The following is a 16862-nucleotide window of genomic DNA, read 5'->3' as shown; positions in this document are numbered from 1 at the left end:
AACTGGTATTTTACCTTTACCCGCTGTGATCGACGGTCAGCTCATTTCCATCAGTTTGTTTTCCGGTGCCGGTGGTTTAGATTTGGGGATGGAACAGGCTGGGTTCCATACGGTTAGCGTCGTGGAAATAGATCCTGATGCGGTCAAAACTATCGCTTTGAACCGGACCCATCTTGCCGAGAGTGCCGTAGCGCGAGACATCCGCCAAGTTAGTGCTCAAACTCTTTTGCAGGAAGGCGGACGCGTTTTAAACTTGGGCAGACCTTTGGGTGCCGGTGAAGTGGATTTAGTGATGGGTGGGCCTCCCTGCCAGTCTTTCAGCACTGCCGGTAAGCGTGGATCAGTCATAGATCCGCGCGGTAGTCTGTTTATGGACTTCATCCGGGTTGTGCAAGAAGTTCAACCGCGCTTTTTTGTGATGGAGAATGTCAAAGGGTTACTTTCCGCACCCTTGAGGCACAGACCCCATGCACAAAGGGGTTTAGGCTTCTTACCACTGGAACCTGATGAGAGTGCCGGTGCCGCTTTAAATGTTGTGTTGGAAGAGATGAAAGGTATTGGGTATGAGGTAGTTTACGGTCTTTTGAACGCTGCTGATTACGGTGTGCCGCAAACCAGAGAGCGAGTAATATTTATTGGGTCGAGAGAAGTTCAACGGGTTAGTTTGCCGCTGCCGACTCATAGCGAAAGGGGTGCCGGCGGTTTACCCAAGTGGCGAACTTTTCGAGATGCGATCTCGGATTTAGATGACCTTCAGCCTGAGTGTATGGCTTATTCAGAGAGTCGGCTTAAGTATTTGCGCTTGTTGAAAGCCGGTCAAAACTGGAAGAATTTACCGGATACTTTAAAAGCTGAAGCGATGGGAGGCGCTTACAACTCTGGAGGCGGTAAAGTTGGTTTCTATCGCCGACTGTCTTGGGATAAACCTTCTCCTACGGTTACAACCAGTCCGCACCAAAAAGCAACAGATATGTGTCACCCAGACGAGTTGCGCCCTCTAAGCGTTAGAGAGTGTGCGAGAGTGCAAACGTTTCCGGATGATTGGATTTTTTATGGTTCGGTTGCGTCTAAGTACCGACAGATTGGAAATGCGGTGCCGGTTCTCTTAGCAAAGGCAATTGGTGATTATTTGTGCCGATTATGTAGGGGAGAGAAGGCGCAAGGGAGAGGAATGTACGAACAACTATCTTTGTTCAACTGGGGAGAGTCAAACGTGTCTGAACAACTGCATGAAATGTTAGCCTTTGCTTTAGAAAAAGAGATTAACCTTCCCAAAAGCAAAGCTCGTTCTCTTGCTTCCCACTTTGCCGATTTACAAGAATTTCTGAATGTAGAAGCTTCTGACCTAACAAACATTAGAAGTATTTCTGGACAGCGAACAATTCGACTGACATCTGATGAGGTTGAGCGTATCTTAGCTTTTAAATCTACAGATAGTCTTTCTGCACAACTTACAGTTGCAGAGAATTTTTTGGCCTGTATCAGCCGGAATTTTACAAGAAAACAGTTGGCTATGATCAGAATATTAACTTTAGAGAACCTGAATCCTAACCCATTTTTAATTAAAGCGCTTAATCTAAAAACCCCAGAGGAAGTTGTGCGGCTAAACGTTTATATGGCCGGTACAAGATCCATTGTCACATCAATGGGCTTTTTTCTTCAAGATATTCTGCTTTCTAGCTCTGACACAGTCGAAAATGCGCCCAAAAATTCAGGATGGGACTTAATTAAAAAGACTGATAGCGGTGAGTTGTGCTGGATTCAAGTTAAAAGTGGCCCAAATAACATGGATAAAGACCAGATAGTATATTGGGCTTTAAAGATTCAGGAAAAAATAAACGCAGGAGATAAAGCTTACATAGGAATAACTTATGGAAAAAGAAGCAATAAAACAGTAACAATGGGGCTTTTAAAACAATTCTTGCCTGAATGGGAAATGAAAACCCTTATAGGACGTGAACTGTGGGATTTCATAAGCGAAGATCCTGGTTATAGTTCTCAGCTATTTGAAATTCTGCGTACGTCAGCAGCCAAGGTATTACAAGAGCATTCGATTTCTGACGCCCTTGAGGTATGTGTTCAAAGAATAACGAATGAATTCATCAGTAAATATGGTGGAGGTAGCCTGGGTGTATCAAACTACATCGCAGAGATATTTTAAACGATACAACTATATCCTTTTTCAAAAGGTCGTCATTACCCAGGTTTAGCTGGTCAGCTTTTTTGCAACTTTGAATCTAGAAATCTAGATATTTATTTACCACGCTGGCACCCAACCTTTAATAATTCTATCTTACAAAAGCGCAACCTCATATCTTGCTTGACGAGGTGTAAATGCACTCAGATAATTTTCGCATTCTGGAATATACAATCCAGATGGGAAAACAGTGCCTAAACTCAACGCATCTCGCTGCTGCCAAATTTCAAAAATAGCCTGCCGGCCATCATTGAAAGTCACTGGATCGATTTGATAAATTTTCACCTGTTTTTCTACTTTCCTCTCTGTCATCTTCACCGGCTTCAACTTTAATCCCAACAAATTCAGAATTTTGCCCAGTATTTTTATCGAACTCACACATCCTTTTTCTGTTTCCACAGGAATGCTAATTCCAATTGATCTTTTGATATGCTTGCTACACCGGCACGCCTTTGCCTTCAATTCCAGCAACTCTAAACCACTCTCCTGAAATTCACGTTCTGGATGAAGAAAATCTAAAATCCCTAAAGCTTTTAAGGCTTCCACCTTCAACGTGTAAGTTTGCACGTCAGGCAGAAAAACTCTTCCTTCACCTTTTTCTAACTGCTGCTTCCATTCCTGCCGGTCTTTAAAATAAAAATACTCGCTTTCATGGGTTAAGTAATAATGCGTTAAAAGTTGCGAGTAGTACCCTCTGTCATCCCGCAGCTTTAATTGCGGCGTAACTTTCACACCATAACGCTGCTTCAAGATATATTTATTCACTTGGTAGCGTTCCTCATCCGTTAGCGCGTGCTTAACTAATAAATATTCATATTTTTCCTGATTAAGATCAATTGCCTTGGCAACAGCTTCAGCAACGTGTAATTCATTTTGCTGATGAATTTGTCTAAATTGATGTTTAATCACTAAATACTGATTCGTGTGCTTCTCAAAGTTTTGCTGAAGTTTTACAATTTCGAGAATCAGCTTTTTACGAGTTTCCCACTGCTCCGGACTAACTGTGAGAAATTCCTGACGCAGCTCTCTGAGGCGAGTTTCTGGGGGAGCATTATTAACCACATTTACCTGATGTCCTTCAGCAATTAAACCTTCTCGCAGGGACTGCCGGTAAAAAGTAATCGAGGCATTGACTCGCGCCGCCATTTTTGCCCAAATTTTTAGGTGAATTAAGTCATAAACCAAGGGTAAATCCACATCAACTTTGTGCAGGGGATTCATTAAAGCTAAGTTTTCTGTATGATTTTCTTGATACCAATAGGACAGCACCCGGTAATTTTTACTGCCACTGCCAATTGAGCCGATACCCCGCTTTGCACACCAGATAAACCGAGGGATGCCGACGCGAACTCTTGCTAATGCCTGTCGCGCTTCCCAATCTGGAATTACCCCTTGAAAAATGCCATAAACGCAGTCAAAATGTTCCACATCAATGCTGATGCCGGTTCCTAAACTGGGAGTTACAAAAACCGCGTCATAATCCTTTGCTCTCTGGTTAATGGCTTCTGCAAAATTAACCGCTTCGTGTCCCGGTGTGCTGGTTGTTTGGGAGTTAACTAGAAGCGTTTTAGGATACTGGTGAATCAATTTTTCTAAATGCTGTTTGAGATAGCGCTCTATTGTTTCTGAACTGTAAAGTCCTGACCGGCTATCGGTTGTAACATAACACTTTTTTCCCGCAATTAAATCTTGCTCAAGCTGCTGAATCAGCGGCGTTGGGTTGGGACAATCATAGAAAGTAACATTCCAATCGGTTTCAGGTTTCCACTCATTCACCACAACCCACGGCTCAATTGAAATGCCGGCCATTTCTTTGAGATAGTCTAAAGAAAGGTCTGACAAGTCGGCATCTTGAGCGATCACCGCACCGCCGGTTTGTATGATTGTAGAAATCAAATGCTGAAAAGTTTTTAAAATTTTAACTCGTTTATCTTTACAAGTTTCGCTGTTAAGAAGATGCCACAAACACTGTTCAACCTCATCCAAAATCACCAGCGATCCTTGCCAGTGTTGAGGGTTGAGTTTGCATAGAGAATCAATACACAGTCCGAGTAATTGGGGATGAGAATTGCTTTTGGCTTCCTGTATTCCTCGATTATTAATCCAATTGACTCCGATTTTTTCACACAAAAAACGCCCTAGCTGAATTCTGTGCGTGAGCAGCAAAACTGCTCGGTTTTGCTTTTTCGCTTCTAATACCAACTCTAAAAGAGCCGTCGTTTTTCCGGTTCCTTTGGCAGACTTAACGGCTATTAATCCAGATGTGGGAAAAGGTAGTTTTCCTAAATAGCGCCGGTTAAGAATCAATTGCGGCGGGTAGGTAAACTCAGTGTGGGGTTTAGTTTTAGCTAAATCAGTTTCTAAATCTGCGCTTGCTTCATAAACGGCTTGGAATGCTTCAGCACCTTGAGCGACAATAAAATCATCCACTCCTTTTTCTAAACCGGGAAGTCTGATGACTTTAGCCGCACAGTTTTTTTCCTCTAAAAGCTCACCCAATTGAGTGATCGCTTGATTGACTGCTTTGATAGTTTTCGGCTGAGTTTCATAATCAAAGCAAATGTAAAACGTGCGCGCCGGCAGTGTAAGCGCTGCCAATTCAGGAATCAGCCGGCGACTCATGACTCTGCCTTGTGCGTCTCGCGTCACCCGATAGCTGCTGGTAATTCCCGGTACGGCAAGCGCTGCATATCCCCAACTCAACAACGCCGCCGCTTTCTTCGCTCCCTCACAGATAATGAGCGGAATTTGCGCCTCCACCACCCACTGCCAAAATCCCAGTGCTTCCCCTCCCTCTGCGATCTCAGGGTTCGCCGGCACCGGCACTCCATAGCGATCAGAAATTTGCTGCCAGATGTGAAGCGGCACTTTCAAACAGAATACCCGTGTCGGCGTACAGGGAGGATGCTCGTACTTCACCGGCTTGCCGTTTTTATCATGCCTGGGATGGTTTGGCTTGTAACATCCCCATTCCATTAAACCCCAATCATTGAGCGGATCTCGACCTGCACACCACCATCCCCCATTGGCTACCTGAGCATAACGATGCAGCCATCCACCGCTCACTCGTCCGGCGTTATTGCGGTGTATATCATCGGATATTAGTAAATGCCTATAGATTGCATCTTCTTCCAAAGAGCTGAAGTTGAGCGAAGCCAGAGCGCCGTCAATGCCACTCTCTTTAATTAATTCTTGCAAGTGTTCCGGGTGCAGACTTTGCCGATGCATGAGCGAGTATCCTTCCCAAAGTAGGCGACGGATCTAAAACCCTATCACGACCGGCAACTTTATAACCGGCTAATTTGCCCCTAAAACACTAAATCTAGTGTGTGCTATTTTGTTGTATCCTATATATGGGGTCTGCTGCCCGCCCCACTCAGTCTCGCTCACTCAAAAACGACCGTCCGATTCCCGTAGACTAACACGCGATTTCGCAAATGCAAACGCACCGCACGGGCTAAAACCACCCGCTCTAAGTCCTTTCCTTTACGAATCAGATCGCCCGTTGTATCCCGGTGGCTTACCCTCACAACATCCTGCTCAATAATCGGGCCGGCATCTAATTCATCGGTCACATAATGTGCGGTTGCGCCAATAATTTTTACCCCCCGCTCATAGGCTCGCTCGTAAGGATTTGCTCCCGCAAAAGCCGGTAAAAATGAATGATGAATATTGATAATTTGCGGAAAATTGGAGATAAAATTACCGCTGAGAATTTGCATATATTTGGCTAAAACAACCAAATCAATTTTGTATTGCCGCAGCAATTCTAACTGTTTAGCTTCTTGCTCTAATTTATTTTCCTTAGTCACCGGCAAGTGATAAAAATCAATTCCAAACTGCTTCGCTACATCACCCAGAGCCGCATGATTACTGATCATTAAAGGAATCTGAGCCGCAAATTCCTTTGCGTGCTGACGCCAAATTAGATCCAGCAGACAGTGATCTTGCCGGCTTACCCAAATCGCAATGCGGGGCACCGTAGCGGAAAAGTGTAATTGCCAAGTTGCTTGTAGCGGTTCCGCAATTTCTGCAAATGCCGGCGCGATCTCCTCACGCGGTAAATCAAATCCATCTATCTGCCACTCCAGTCGGCTGAGAAACAACCCAGCCGTAAAATCAGTGTGGTGATCGGCATGAATAATATTGCCATGATGGGCATAGATAAAATTCGCCAACTTCGCAACCAGTCCCCGCTGATCGGGACAAGACACTAGCAGCGTTGCAGTAGGGCTAGTCATAAACAGAGTGCATCAAAATAAAATCGTTTGCATCAACATTGTGCCTTGAGAAAGCTTGCCGGCACGCACCCTTTAAACTTATTGCAAAAATCCTAACAGACACGACCCACAAATCACGACACCTCGTGCAAAAACCTAAAACGCCCAAACCGTGAGCATGATTAACGTCTGTCTAAGGATAGATTCTCGCCCACAGTTGCGGCTTCTCTGCCTATACCTAATGACAGATTATCATCCACATCTGCGTTTATCTAACAAAAAAAATCAATAGCCCCCAATAGCCGGCAGAGCCTTCCCCAGCCCATAGTGCCGGCAATCTGCTTTTCTATCAAATCAAGTTCAATCGCGCCCCATGCCGGCCCCGCTCATAAACGTTCCCTATTGCCGTAAACTAGCAAGCATCTGTGACGAGACATTGCGAACATTAAGCGGCTTGCTAGGAAAACAAAGAAATATGGAAAGCAATGCTGGGTTTATTATCAAAGTGCTGATCGCCTCAACTGTCATATCTGTTGCGATCAAGTATGCGGGTGCTATCGCCACCATCCGCCCAGCGCCTAACCAAGCCTTAATCGCGGTGTTACTGCCAACCGTAATGATGGCTATAGCCCTTTTTTGGCGCTCGTTGCAACAAAAAAGTGAAGGATGAAGAAATTTTGAGCGATAGATTTTCTCTGTTGACTTAATCGCTCAGTCCTAAAAACTGCTCCTTCTTAACTTTTTACTCTTCTTCAGCAATATTTCCCACTTCACCTCTAAGCTCAAATGACAAGGAGTCAGCACTGTGCAACTCGGTAAATGGATCGGTTTATTAGCGTTAATCCTTTCCCTATATATACTCTGGCAAATTCGGCAAGCCATGTTGCTACTATTTGCCGCAGTTGTGCTAGCAACAGCCCTGAATATGCTGGCTCGCCGACTGCAAAAGTTTAAACTGCCAAGAACAATAGCTGTCTTGCTGTCGGTCGCGATTTTAATGGCCGTATTAACCGGCTTTTTCTTACTAATTGTGCCCCCGTTTATCGCTCAGTATAAAGAACTAACAACAACCAAGCTACCGCAGGTTGTAGAACTGTTAAATACTTGGCGCAATCAGCTCAGGCCCCGTGTTCCTACTCAGTTAATGGAGTATTTACCAGATGTTAAAAGCTTTAGTCAACAACTACAGCCGATAGCCGAGCGAATCTTAGGGCGTTCGTTTGTATTTTTGTCTGGATCGCTGGTTATTATTGTCAATTTTTTACTGGTGGTGATTTTAACGCTGATGCTGCTAGCTCAGCCCATGTCCTACCGCAAAGCATTTGTGCGACTGTTTCCATCCTTCTACCGGCGACGAGTAGAGATGATTCTTGACCGATGTGAAGTCGCGCTGGGCGGATGGATTTTCGGCGCACTTATCAGCATGACTGTGGTGGGAATTTTGAGCTTTATTGGCTTATCAGTTTTGCACGTTCCACTGGCTTTAGCCCAAGGCATTTTAGCAGGATTGCTAAACTTTATTCCCAATATTGGCCCGACCTTAAGTGTTGTGTTACCAATGGGAATCTCGCTTTTAGACGCGCCTTGGAAAGCTGGAGCTGTGTTTATTCTATACCTCTTAATCCAGCAGTTTGAAACTAATTTGCTGACGCCCTACGTCATGGCTCAACAGGTATCACTGCTGCCGGCAGTCACCTTATTAGCCCAAGTATTCTTCGCCACTTTTTTTGGATTTTTAGGGTTTTTATTGGCGCTACCCCTAACAGTTGTCGGTCAAGTTTGGGTGCAAGAAGTATTAATTCACGATGTGCTAGATCCGTGGCGGACAGATAAAGATGCAGAGGGCACTGAGACAGCCGTTATAGTTGACGCTCCAGCAGACACTAATACGCTGCCGGCTGAACGTTATGGACTAGCTGATGAGCCGGTGCAGCCCAACAACCCTTCAACCGGGAGTACCCAACCTCACAAGCGTCCCAAAGCTGATGATGCTGATACGCCGTAGTTCAAAAAGTGCTGCCGGTGAAATTCCGCAATATTTGAATATCAGCGAATGAGCTTTTAAGAAAGCCAATTTCTGCACTCCCCATTTCGCTTTCCCCTCAATTCGGGTAGAGAAACTAAGTGGAATGCCAGATTAAAGCTGATAGCGTCCCTCAACACCCAGCCAAGGCATCTAGCACAGAATTATGAGAACCATCGCCGAAATTAACGACAAAATTAGCCGCAAGTGTGCCGTAGTTTGGACGGTGGAAGAATTGAAGGCACGAGTGAGCGAAGTCGGCGTCACCCAGGCTGCCAAGGAAGTAGACGTGATCGCCACCGGCACCTTTGAACCGATGGAATCCTCTGGAGCGATTATCAACCTTGGCCACACCGATCCACCGATTAAAATTCGCCGGTGCTGGTTAGATAACGTCTCGGCTTACTCTGGGTTTGGGGCAGTCGATTTATATTTGGGTGCCACCCAAGTTACTGAAACCGCAGATGGAGAAGAATCACGCGAGCGAGGCGGCGGCCATGTTATTGAAGATTTAATAGCCGGCAAACCCGTATCGCTGCGTGCACTTGGACAGGTGACAGACTGTTACCCCCGCGCCACATTTGAAACCACTATCACCCGCGACACGATTAATCAGTTTTACCTGTATAACCCTCGCAACCTTTACCAAAACTTTATTGTAGGCATCAATGGCGGCGAACGTCCCTTGTTTACCTACCTCGGACCCTTGCAACCCCGCCTAGGGAATGCCGTTTACTCGAATCCCGGTGCCGTCTCTCCCCTATGGAATGACCCAGACTTGCAACTAATTGGCATTGGCACCCGCGTTTTTTTGGGCGGTGGTATCGGTTATGTTGCCTGGGAAGGCACGCAGCACTTCCCATTGCAAAAACGCCTGCCCAATCGAACACCCATTGGCCCAGCAGCTACCTTAGCTTTAATCGGAGATGCCAAGCAGATGCAACGCCGTTGGGTGCGCGGGTGCTATTTCAAAAATTACGGCCCTTCCTTGATGCTGGGTGTTGGCATTCCCCTGCCGGTGTTGCGCGAAGACGTTGTGGCCAACTGCGCTGTGCGAGACCAGGAACTCGTAGCACCGATTGTGGATTTCTCCATTCCCCGCCGCGTTCGCCCCACCTTTGGTTTAGTGAGTTACGCCCAGCTTAAAACTGGTCGCATTACGATTGACGGCAAATCCGTGCGAGTCGCGCCCCTGGCCAGCATTTTTTTATCTCATCAAGTCGCCTTGGAATTGAAACAGTGGATTCTGCTGTCGCAATTTACCCTCAGCGAGCCGGTGGCCCCCCTACCAATGGATCGCTCATTTTTGCCCCAAGACTTGTGGGGCGCTCAGATTACTCTCGAATAGAGTGGGGGCACAATGGCAAAGACAACTCTGAATTTTTAATGATGAATTCATTCAAAATTCAAAATTAAAACTCCAAAATTGTCCCTTCAACTTTCTGGAGGCGGCTCATTCGGGGGTGGCCGCTTGATGATCGGTTTAGAAACCGGCGTCTTGCGTTTAGGTGGTGTGCTGGCAGCAGCAGATTGGGGTCTGCGCGGGCTAGGCGAGGCGCTGCGGGAATTACCCCCACCCGGACGGCCTTTTCTGAAGGGCTTTGTACCGGGCCTTTTCGGCTTACCAGGCAGCGGGCCAATATTGTTACTTTCCTGAATTACAAGCGCCTCTGCTTGTCGGTGTACTTGTAAATCCCAGAAGTGCCCCACTGCTTTACCGGCAAGTGTACCGTTGAGCTTCAACTTGAAGAACTTCGTTTCATCGGCCTCTTTGCGAGGAGCTTGTCGAATTTTGATAACAATGTATTCCTGTTCCTGGGATTGGTAAATGACCTCGCCGCGAACCGAAAAATAGCCATCTGCAACCGGCATTGGCTGAGGGGCCGGCTCCACTGGCGCATCCCCAGCCGGTGCAAGATCCCCCGACGCGAGGGTTTCTGGCTCCCACACCCCCACAATTTGGGCGTGCAAGTTGCCATCCTTCTGACGGGTGCGCGGGTAAACCACCCACAGATGCTCTTGTTCCAAATTCAGGTGATTCTTCACCAAACTCATAATCCGACCCAACAGCACAGCATCGATCACTGTACCGTCTGTGGTGAGGAGTATCCCCTGAGTGAATTGATCAGCCGAGGCAATATAGCGACCTTGAATTAAGCCAATTGCTCGGTATTGCATTGGCTCACTCGGCGGCGGAATCGGTTGCTGTCGGATGCCGGCAAGTGCTGAATTAGAGGAGGATTCATCGTCTCCCTCATTTTCTTCGCTAGGCGGGGATGTCTGAGAACTCAGAAGCGTTCCTTCACCGGCACTTTCACTTTCAGCACTGGCAGTCATTTCGGAATCACTGTCAGGGGGGGCACCGGCTGGCGATAGCGTTCCTTCACCGGCACTTTCACTTTCAGCACTGGCAGTCATTTCGGAATCACTGCCAGAGGAGGCATCGGCTGGCGATAAGGAAGAGGGCGGGTTCGTAGCCTGCAAATCATCAGGCTGGTTTGGGTCAGATGCAGCAGAGTCCGGTGATTGAGGGAACTGCTCAGGAGACATACTCATAAAACCTCCGGCAAAGACACATAGCCGATGTGAGTTGAGTCGGGATGTGCACGTTTTCTGTATTGAGATGCTTGCTGTTGACAGGTTGAATGATGAGTGGGCGACTTTATCATAAAGAAAAACCAGCCCACAAGAGACTCCTGCTTAAAGCAGGGAGTAGTTGGCATCAGTCAGCTTATTTTACTGAATGCAAGTATGCTGCGAGAGGATCAGCAAGATTTCTCTGAAATAAGCTTGATGCTAAACGCTTCTCGTTATCGCTTGCAGTTCTATCAGCCGGCTTAAAGATTGCCGGTTTGTCTAACCTTATGCTGATTGCCGGGGATGCCTGAGATTGCCAGCCAGCTAAATTTTTATAGCAGTGCCGGTGGGGTATCTCACCCCCAGCTATCTTCTTAGAATCAGCATTTTTGAACATTAAAATTGTCTCAGTTACGCCTCAGTGACATACCCAGGCTGTCGGCATCTTGCACAATAGCTTTATAGTGCAGTTCCTACTATCAATTGCTTAAAATCCCTCCTTAAACGGTTCCATAAACGTTAGTACCTGACCATCTGGTTTGAGAACAACCCGAATTCTAGGGGCTTGCTCTCCCCCCACCGGCGAAACAAAAGGTTCATTCTGCAACGGCATCCCGGTGCGATCTAAAAATCTTCCTGCCGTCAGTCCGCGAGGTGTAATCTGCTGAATTGACCCATCTGCATTCAAAGATAGGGTGTACTCCAAAGGCTGTGTTAATCCCTCTTGAGGAGTCCAGCGCTGTTGGAAATAGGTTCTGGCCTCTTCAACTTGGGGAATGATTTTAGAGGTGTCCGCTGTAGTCCCCCTCGCGACCTCAGCCGGCTGCGCGGCGGCAGAAGCTTCCGGTTCGCTAACCCCGCTTGCTGAGGCTTGGGGAGCGGGTGCCTCCTTAGCAAGGGGTTGATCTGGCAATGTGACGGAGGGGAGCGCAGGAGGAGGTTCTGCACCTCTAGGCGCGGGAGCAATAGCAGGGGTAGGGGCAACCGGCTGCGTGACGGGTGGCCCAGATGGAGCGGGTGCCGCCTGCTGATTGGCGGTTTCCGGTGCTGGTGCCGGCGTCCTAGCGCGAAGGTCGATGTTCGGTGCCCCAGGAGTTGCCGACCTGGAGGATGGCAGGGGTGGGGGTGCGGAATTGCTTGCGCCTGGGGGAATTGCCGGAATCGACTGGGAAGGTTTGGCGGGGATCGCTGGATTTAAGGGAATTGGATCAGCGGGAATTTCCAATTGGCTGGCAGCGTTGGGGGCAGTTTTGGGCACCGCCACCGTCGGTATGGGAGAAGAACCTGCCGGTAAGGAATTCGGAGTTGCCATCGCACCAGGCGGCAGTGAGGGTAATTTTTGGGCCGGCAATTGTTGCTGTGCGGGAGGCGATGCTCCGGGCGGCGGTGGTGGAGGGGGCGCAATGGCGAGCTGTTGCGGCTTGCCAGTGTTCGATTCTGGTGGGGGCGTACTACCTCGGTTCTCGACTTTCGAGGTAGCTGTTTGGACAGGAGTGGGACTTTGTGGCTCAAGGAATTTGCCCACAGCCGCTGTCAAACCCACGGTGAGCAGCACCACGGCTGCCGTATTCACCCAAGCCGGCGGATCTTTCAGCAGGGCTAAAATTCCTGAGGCTCCGGTGCGTTTGAGGCTGGGTAAAGCCACCATTTCCGTCGTGTATTCATCAAGGGCGCTTGCCAGGTCAAAAAGTTGCAAAACGCCCAGATGAACCACCGGCCCTGATTCTTCTGTGGCCAGAGAACCCAAAAATAGGTTATGGGATAGCAAGCCTTTCGGTTGCAAATAAATGCCGGTGCCTGCACCCAGCGGTCTGTTTGCCGTTTGTACCGCGTTTGCCGGTGGCACTAATGCCGGTTTCCACGACGGGTTTGGAGTATCTACTCGATTCAGCTCGGCTGGGGTTCTAGGTGCGGGGGCAGCAGCCGGTTGCAGGGTAAAATTCGTTTCTGCGAAGCTCCGGCGATTCTCTAGGTCTGGTCGGTCGCCTCGAACCGTGTCTGGAATCTCTTCGGCTCTACTCAATTCAGAATCACCCACAGACTTACTCCATTTTGCCAAGCCTGCGGACTCTATCTGAGCAGGGGACTGGTGGAGCAAGTCCTGCACGTAAGTGGTCACTGCATCACAGAGGGCTTCAAGTTGGGTGCGGTCTCCCCAAACAGTCATCCGCTGTTCTTCTGGCAATTGGGGCGCATCAAAGCTTAGCTCAAACCGCAAATCTTTTAGTACAGGCCGGCCAGCCCAGCGGGACAAGGGCGAGCCATTCGCCATAATGACCAGCGTGCAAGTGGGGGGCGTGTATCTTTGCAAAACCATTTTGTTCTTTGTCAGGTGTCAGTTGTCAGTTGTGTGCTTGTCCTTTGTCCGCTGTCCTTTGTCCTGAACCCCGAACCACTCGCCCTTAGCTTTTGTCAGTTGCCAGATTCAAGCTGGGTTGTGCTGGGTTGTGCTTTGCTGTGGACTGTGAACTGTGAACTGTGAAGCCTTAGCGACTTCGGTCGAGAAGGGCCAACCAAAGACGTCGGGAACCACCCGGCCCGCTGTAGAACAATAGGTCAATCAAAAGTTTTAAGGCTAGGTGAGTTAGAGTGTCCGGCGATACACTTTCTCCGTCTTCCATGCGCTCTTGATAGGTATTGCAGAACGTATCAAGATAGTCGCCAATCAAAGCAGCTTGGTGCGGTTGGCGATTTTGCTCGGCAAGCTGTTCGAGGAGTCCCACGGCACGGCGAATTAATTCTTGATTTTGTTTAGCGAGATAGCAACTAATTAAAACCAGCGCCCGCGCTTCTTCCACATCCAGCTTTTTGCGCCCTCCCTGTCCCTTCCGCAGGGGAGATGACTGACGTAGCCGCCACAAGGCAACTCGATCTGCTACCATCGATTCGATTTTCAAATCCACTGCTGCCTTGAGCATAGCTTCGGAACCAATGCCGGCTAGGGCTTCTAGGGCTAAGAGGATTAAATCTAGCTGGGCTTTGATGTTGTCGAGTTGCGCCGGTTGTGGCGCATCAGTGACTGTAAATTCCTCCCACTTGGGCACGGATGCGGGCGTCTTCACTGATGGATGCATAGCTTAAAAATAGGGCAGAGGAGCAGAATGCTGAGCGAAAACCCAGAGGAGAGCTTTAGGGAAGTGAGCAATTTTACTTATTCCCCTTTGCTAGGTAAGGTAAGCAACGGTTACACCGGCACCTCCCTCTTGTGCGGTAGCTAACTCATATCGGCTGACTTGAGGGTGCTGCTGCAAGAATTCATGGACGCCTTGACGCAGCTTGCCAGTTCCCTTGCCGTGGATAATCCACACGGCACCGCTCTTGGTTGCGGCGGTGGCGATGGCACGTTCTAATTCTATTTCTGCATCGCCAACTCGGCTACCTCTTATATCAACTGTATTTTGTGATGTCCGGACAGTCGGTGGCGGCGGGGGTGCCGGTGCGGGTGCCGGTGCTGGCTTTTGTTTCACTGGCACATCGGGTTTTTGGCCATCGAGCGATTCAATGTCTGTAAGGGACACTGTCATCTTCATCAAGCCAAACCGGACGCTCAATTCCCCATCTTCATCAGGCCCGCTCAGCACTTCAGCCGTTTGGCCCAAGCGAGGAATCCGGACACGATCGCCCACTTGAGGCCGAAATCCGGGTTTTGGTTTAGCCGGCGGTGCTTTACGTGACGGCAGGCGTACCTCGGCGATTTCCTTTAAATTTTCCGTGGCTTGCTGGGCGTGTTGAGCGGTGGCCGGCCCTTGCTGCAACCGGCGAATTACGCGGGCAATTTCCGATTTTGCCGTATTAATTTCATCTTGCACTGCTTTCTCTTGGGAAAGCTTTAATTGCTGCTCTCGCTCTTGCAATTGCGCTGCTTTTTGCGAAAGTTCCCGATGCAGCCGCTCAGCTTGTTTGACTAACTCTGCTGCCTCTTGAGCGCGGGTTTCTTGGCTGCGGCGCTGGGCTTCCAAGCCGGCAATTACTTGGTTGATTTCTTCAGCCGATCCGACCCCTACGCGATCAGACGCCCGATCCGCAATTTCTGGCTTTAATCCCAATCGGCGGGCGATTGTCAAGGCGTTGGATCGTCCGGGAATTCCCCATAGCAGCCGATAGGTGGGCGAGAGACTAACATCATCAAATTCCACCGAGGCATTTTCAAATCGCTCGTCTTGATATTTCAGCGCCTTCAGTTCGCCAAAGTGGGTGGTAGCAATGGTTAAACCGGCAGTTTCAGCTAGGTATTGCAACAAGGCAATCGCTAGGGCGCTGCCTTCTGTAGGATCGGTGCCGGCACCCACTTCATCGAGCAGTACCAAGGTTTCCTCGCTCAAGGCTTCCAGAATGCGGCTGATGCGGCGAATATGGCCGGAAAAGGTGGACAAACTTTGCTCTAAAGATTGTTCATCCCCAATATCGGCTAAAACTTGGTCAAACCAGGGCAGTTCCACCGGCTCACGGGCAGGGATAAATAAGCCGGCTTTGGCCATCAGCGCGGCCAATCCTAATGTTTTGAGCGTAACCGTTTTGCCGCCGGTATTCGGGCCGGTGATCGCCACCACCCGAATCTTGGGCTGAATATGCAAGTCGATTGGTACCACCGGCGCACCTTGTTCGTGTTGCTGTTGCCACACTAAGAGGGGATGGCGCAACTGCCGCAAGGTAATAATTTCTGCATTGCCGTCTGCTTCTTCTGTCCGGCTGATGAATCGTGGGGGATTGCCTTCTAACCACAAGCTATAACGGGCGCGGGCGGTGGCTAAGTCTAAGGTTGTGGCGATTGCCAACAAGCGTTCTAAGTCGGGTTTAACCGTTGCAACTTGCTCGCTGAGAACGCGACGGATGGCCTCTTCTTCGGCTTGTTCTTGCCGCACCAGCTGCCGCATCTGGTTGTTTAAATCAACGATGGCATGAGGTTCAATGTAGAGGGTTGCCCCGCTCACGGAAACATCATGGACGATGCCGCGAATTGCGTCTTTTTGAGGGGCTTTAACGGGGATGACAAAGCGATCTCCCCGTTGGGCGATGATTTGTTCTTGAACTGCGCCGGCTTGCCGCTGTAAAATGCTTTGTAAAACTTGATAAATCCGATCTCTGACCTGCCGCATTTTTGCCCGAATTTCACCGAGCTTCTGGCTGGCTCGGTCGGCTACCTTACCCCGTTCGTCGATGCAACGATGAATTTCTTGCTCGATTTCTGGATAAGTTCGCAAATCGGCAACCAGTGCGTTCAACACCGGCACGTCTGGTTGGTTGTCGATGATGCGTCGCAAACGTCTGACGCCGGCTAAGGTGGTGGCAATCTCTAGCAGTTCTTCTCCAAAGAGGACGCCTTGCCGCTCTGAACGCTCTAGCGCTTCTCCAATATCATAAATTCCTTCAAAAGTCAACCCTGAACTTAGGCGACTTTCCAATTGATAAACTTCGCGGGTTTGCGCGAGCAGTTTTTGCGTCTCATCCAGAGTATCCGGGATTAGGATTTTTTGTGCAGCTATCGCACCTAATTTTGTGGCCGCAAAGGTGGCCAAATGCTGGCACAAGCGCGGCCATTCTAAAAGTTCTAGAGTCTCAGATTGAATCAAAGCTGGAAAGCCGGATCTGCGGGATAAGGTATCTATTGAGTCATTTTAAGCGCTAGATATGATATTCGTAAGGCTCCAATGGGTGTAAAAGCCGGAATTTCTTCTACTGAACAGATGCCGGTGCAAGAAGTTAAACGCTCATGGATGTGGAAACACAATACATGACGTGAGAATATCTCGCTTTGGCAATGCCGGTGCATAGCATTCGGTGCAATCAATTATCGCTCAACACTATTGATCACCTCAATGCTATGCCTGTGCCAAAACGGGATAAG

Annotated in this window: 10 protein-coding genes; 4 read left to right on the top strand and 6 right to left on the bottom strand. The window is 48.8% G+C overall.

Going from position 1 to position 16862, the window contains the following annotated elements; genetic code table 11:
* The first annotated feature begins 25 nt into the window (after positions 1-25).
* Positions 26-2161, top strand: a complete 2136-nt coding sequence (locus H6F56_RS26430; protein ID WP_309236562.1) for a PmeII family type II restriction endonuclease — start codon at positions 26-28, stop codon at positions 2159-2161.
* 132 nt (positions 2162-2293) lie between these two features.
* Here H6F56_RS26430 and H6F56_RS17380 read toward each other — a convergent pair whose 3' ends face one another.
* On the bottom strand, positions 2294-5425 hold the full coding sequence (locus tag H6F56_RS17380; RefSeq protein WP_190670679.1) for a plasmid replication protein, CyRepA1 family: 3132 nt from the start codon (positions 5423-5425) through the stop codon (positions 2294-2296).
* Between the two features lie 158 nt (positions 5426-5583).
* Complete coding sequence (gene purU, locus H6F56_RS17375) at positions 5584-6438, bottom strand: formyltetrahydrofolate deformylase (RefSeq protein WP_190670672.1); 855 nt, start codon at positions 6436-6438, stop codon at positions 5584-5586.
* 352 nt (positions 6439-6790) lie between these two features.
* On the opposite strand from purU, the gene H6F56_RS17370 reads away from it, so the two are divergent.
* From H6F56_RS17370 to H6F56_RS17360, 3 genes are all read left to right on the top strand, one after another.
* Positions 6791-7087 carry a hypothetical protein gene (locus H6F56_RS17370; protein ID WP_242032059.1) on the top strand — a complete coding sequence of 99 codons (297 nt, stop codon included), beginning with the start codon at positions 6791-6793 and terminating at the stop codon, positions 7085-7087.
* Between the two features lie 135 nt (positions 7088-7222).
* Positions 7223-8422, top strand: a complete 1200-nt coding sequence (locus H6F56_RS17365; RefSeq protein ID WP_190670663.1) for an AI-2E family transporter — start codon at positions 7223-7225, stop codon at positions 8420-8422.
* Positions 8423-8606: 184 nt separating this feature from the next.
* Positions 8607-9788, top strand: coding sequence for a homocysteine biosynthesis protein (locus tag H6F56_RS17360; RefSeq protein ID WP_190670660.1), 1182 nt, complete (start codon positions 8607-8609; stop codon positions 9786-9788).
* 86 nt (positions 9789-9874) lie between these two features.
* Here H6F56_RS17360 and H6F56_RS17355 read toward each other — a convergent pair whose 3' ends face one another.
* The 4 genes from H6F56_RS17355 to H6F56_RS17340 all read right to left on the bottom strand — a co-directional run bounded on the left by H6F56_RS17355 (position 9875) and on the right by H6F56_RS17340 (position 16587).
* Entirely contained in the window at positions 9875-10996 is a 1122-nt protein-coding gene (locus H6F56_RS17355) for a hypothetical protein (RefSeq protein ID WP_190670658.1), read from the bottom strand.
* Positions 10997-11504: 508 nt separating this feature from the next.
* Entirely contained in the window at positions 11505-13334 is a 1830-nt protein-coding gene (locus H6F56_RS17350) for a DUF4335 domain-containing protein (RefSeq protein WP_190670653.1), read from the bottom strand.
* Positions 13335-13503: 169 nt separating this feature from the next.
* Positions 13504-14091: a DUF3038 domain-containing protein gene (locus H6F56_RS17345; RefSeq protein ID WP_190670642.1), complete on the bottom strand. Its 588-nt coding sequence runs from the start codon at positions 14089-14091 to the stop codon at positions 13504-13506.
* A 90-nt stretch (positions 14092-14181) separates the two neighbouring features.
* Positions 14182-16587 (bottom strand): endonuclease MutS2, encoded by a 2406-nt coding sequence (locus tag H6F56_RS17340; protein WP_190670640.1) that lies wholly within the window; start codon positions 16585-16587, stop codon positions 14182-14184.
* Between the last annotated feature and the right edge of the window lie 275 nt (positions 16588-16862).

Origin of the sequence: Microcoleus sp. FACHB-672 (genome assembly GCF_014695725.1) — a bacterium.
In the GTDB taxonomy this organism is placed as follows: Bacteria; Cyanobacteriota; Cyanobacteriia; order Cyanobacteriales; family Oscillatoriaceae; genus FACHB-68.
This window is presented reverse-complemented; position numbering and strand designations above follow the sequence as displayed.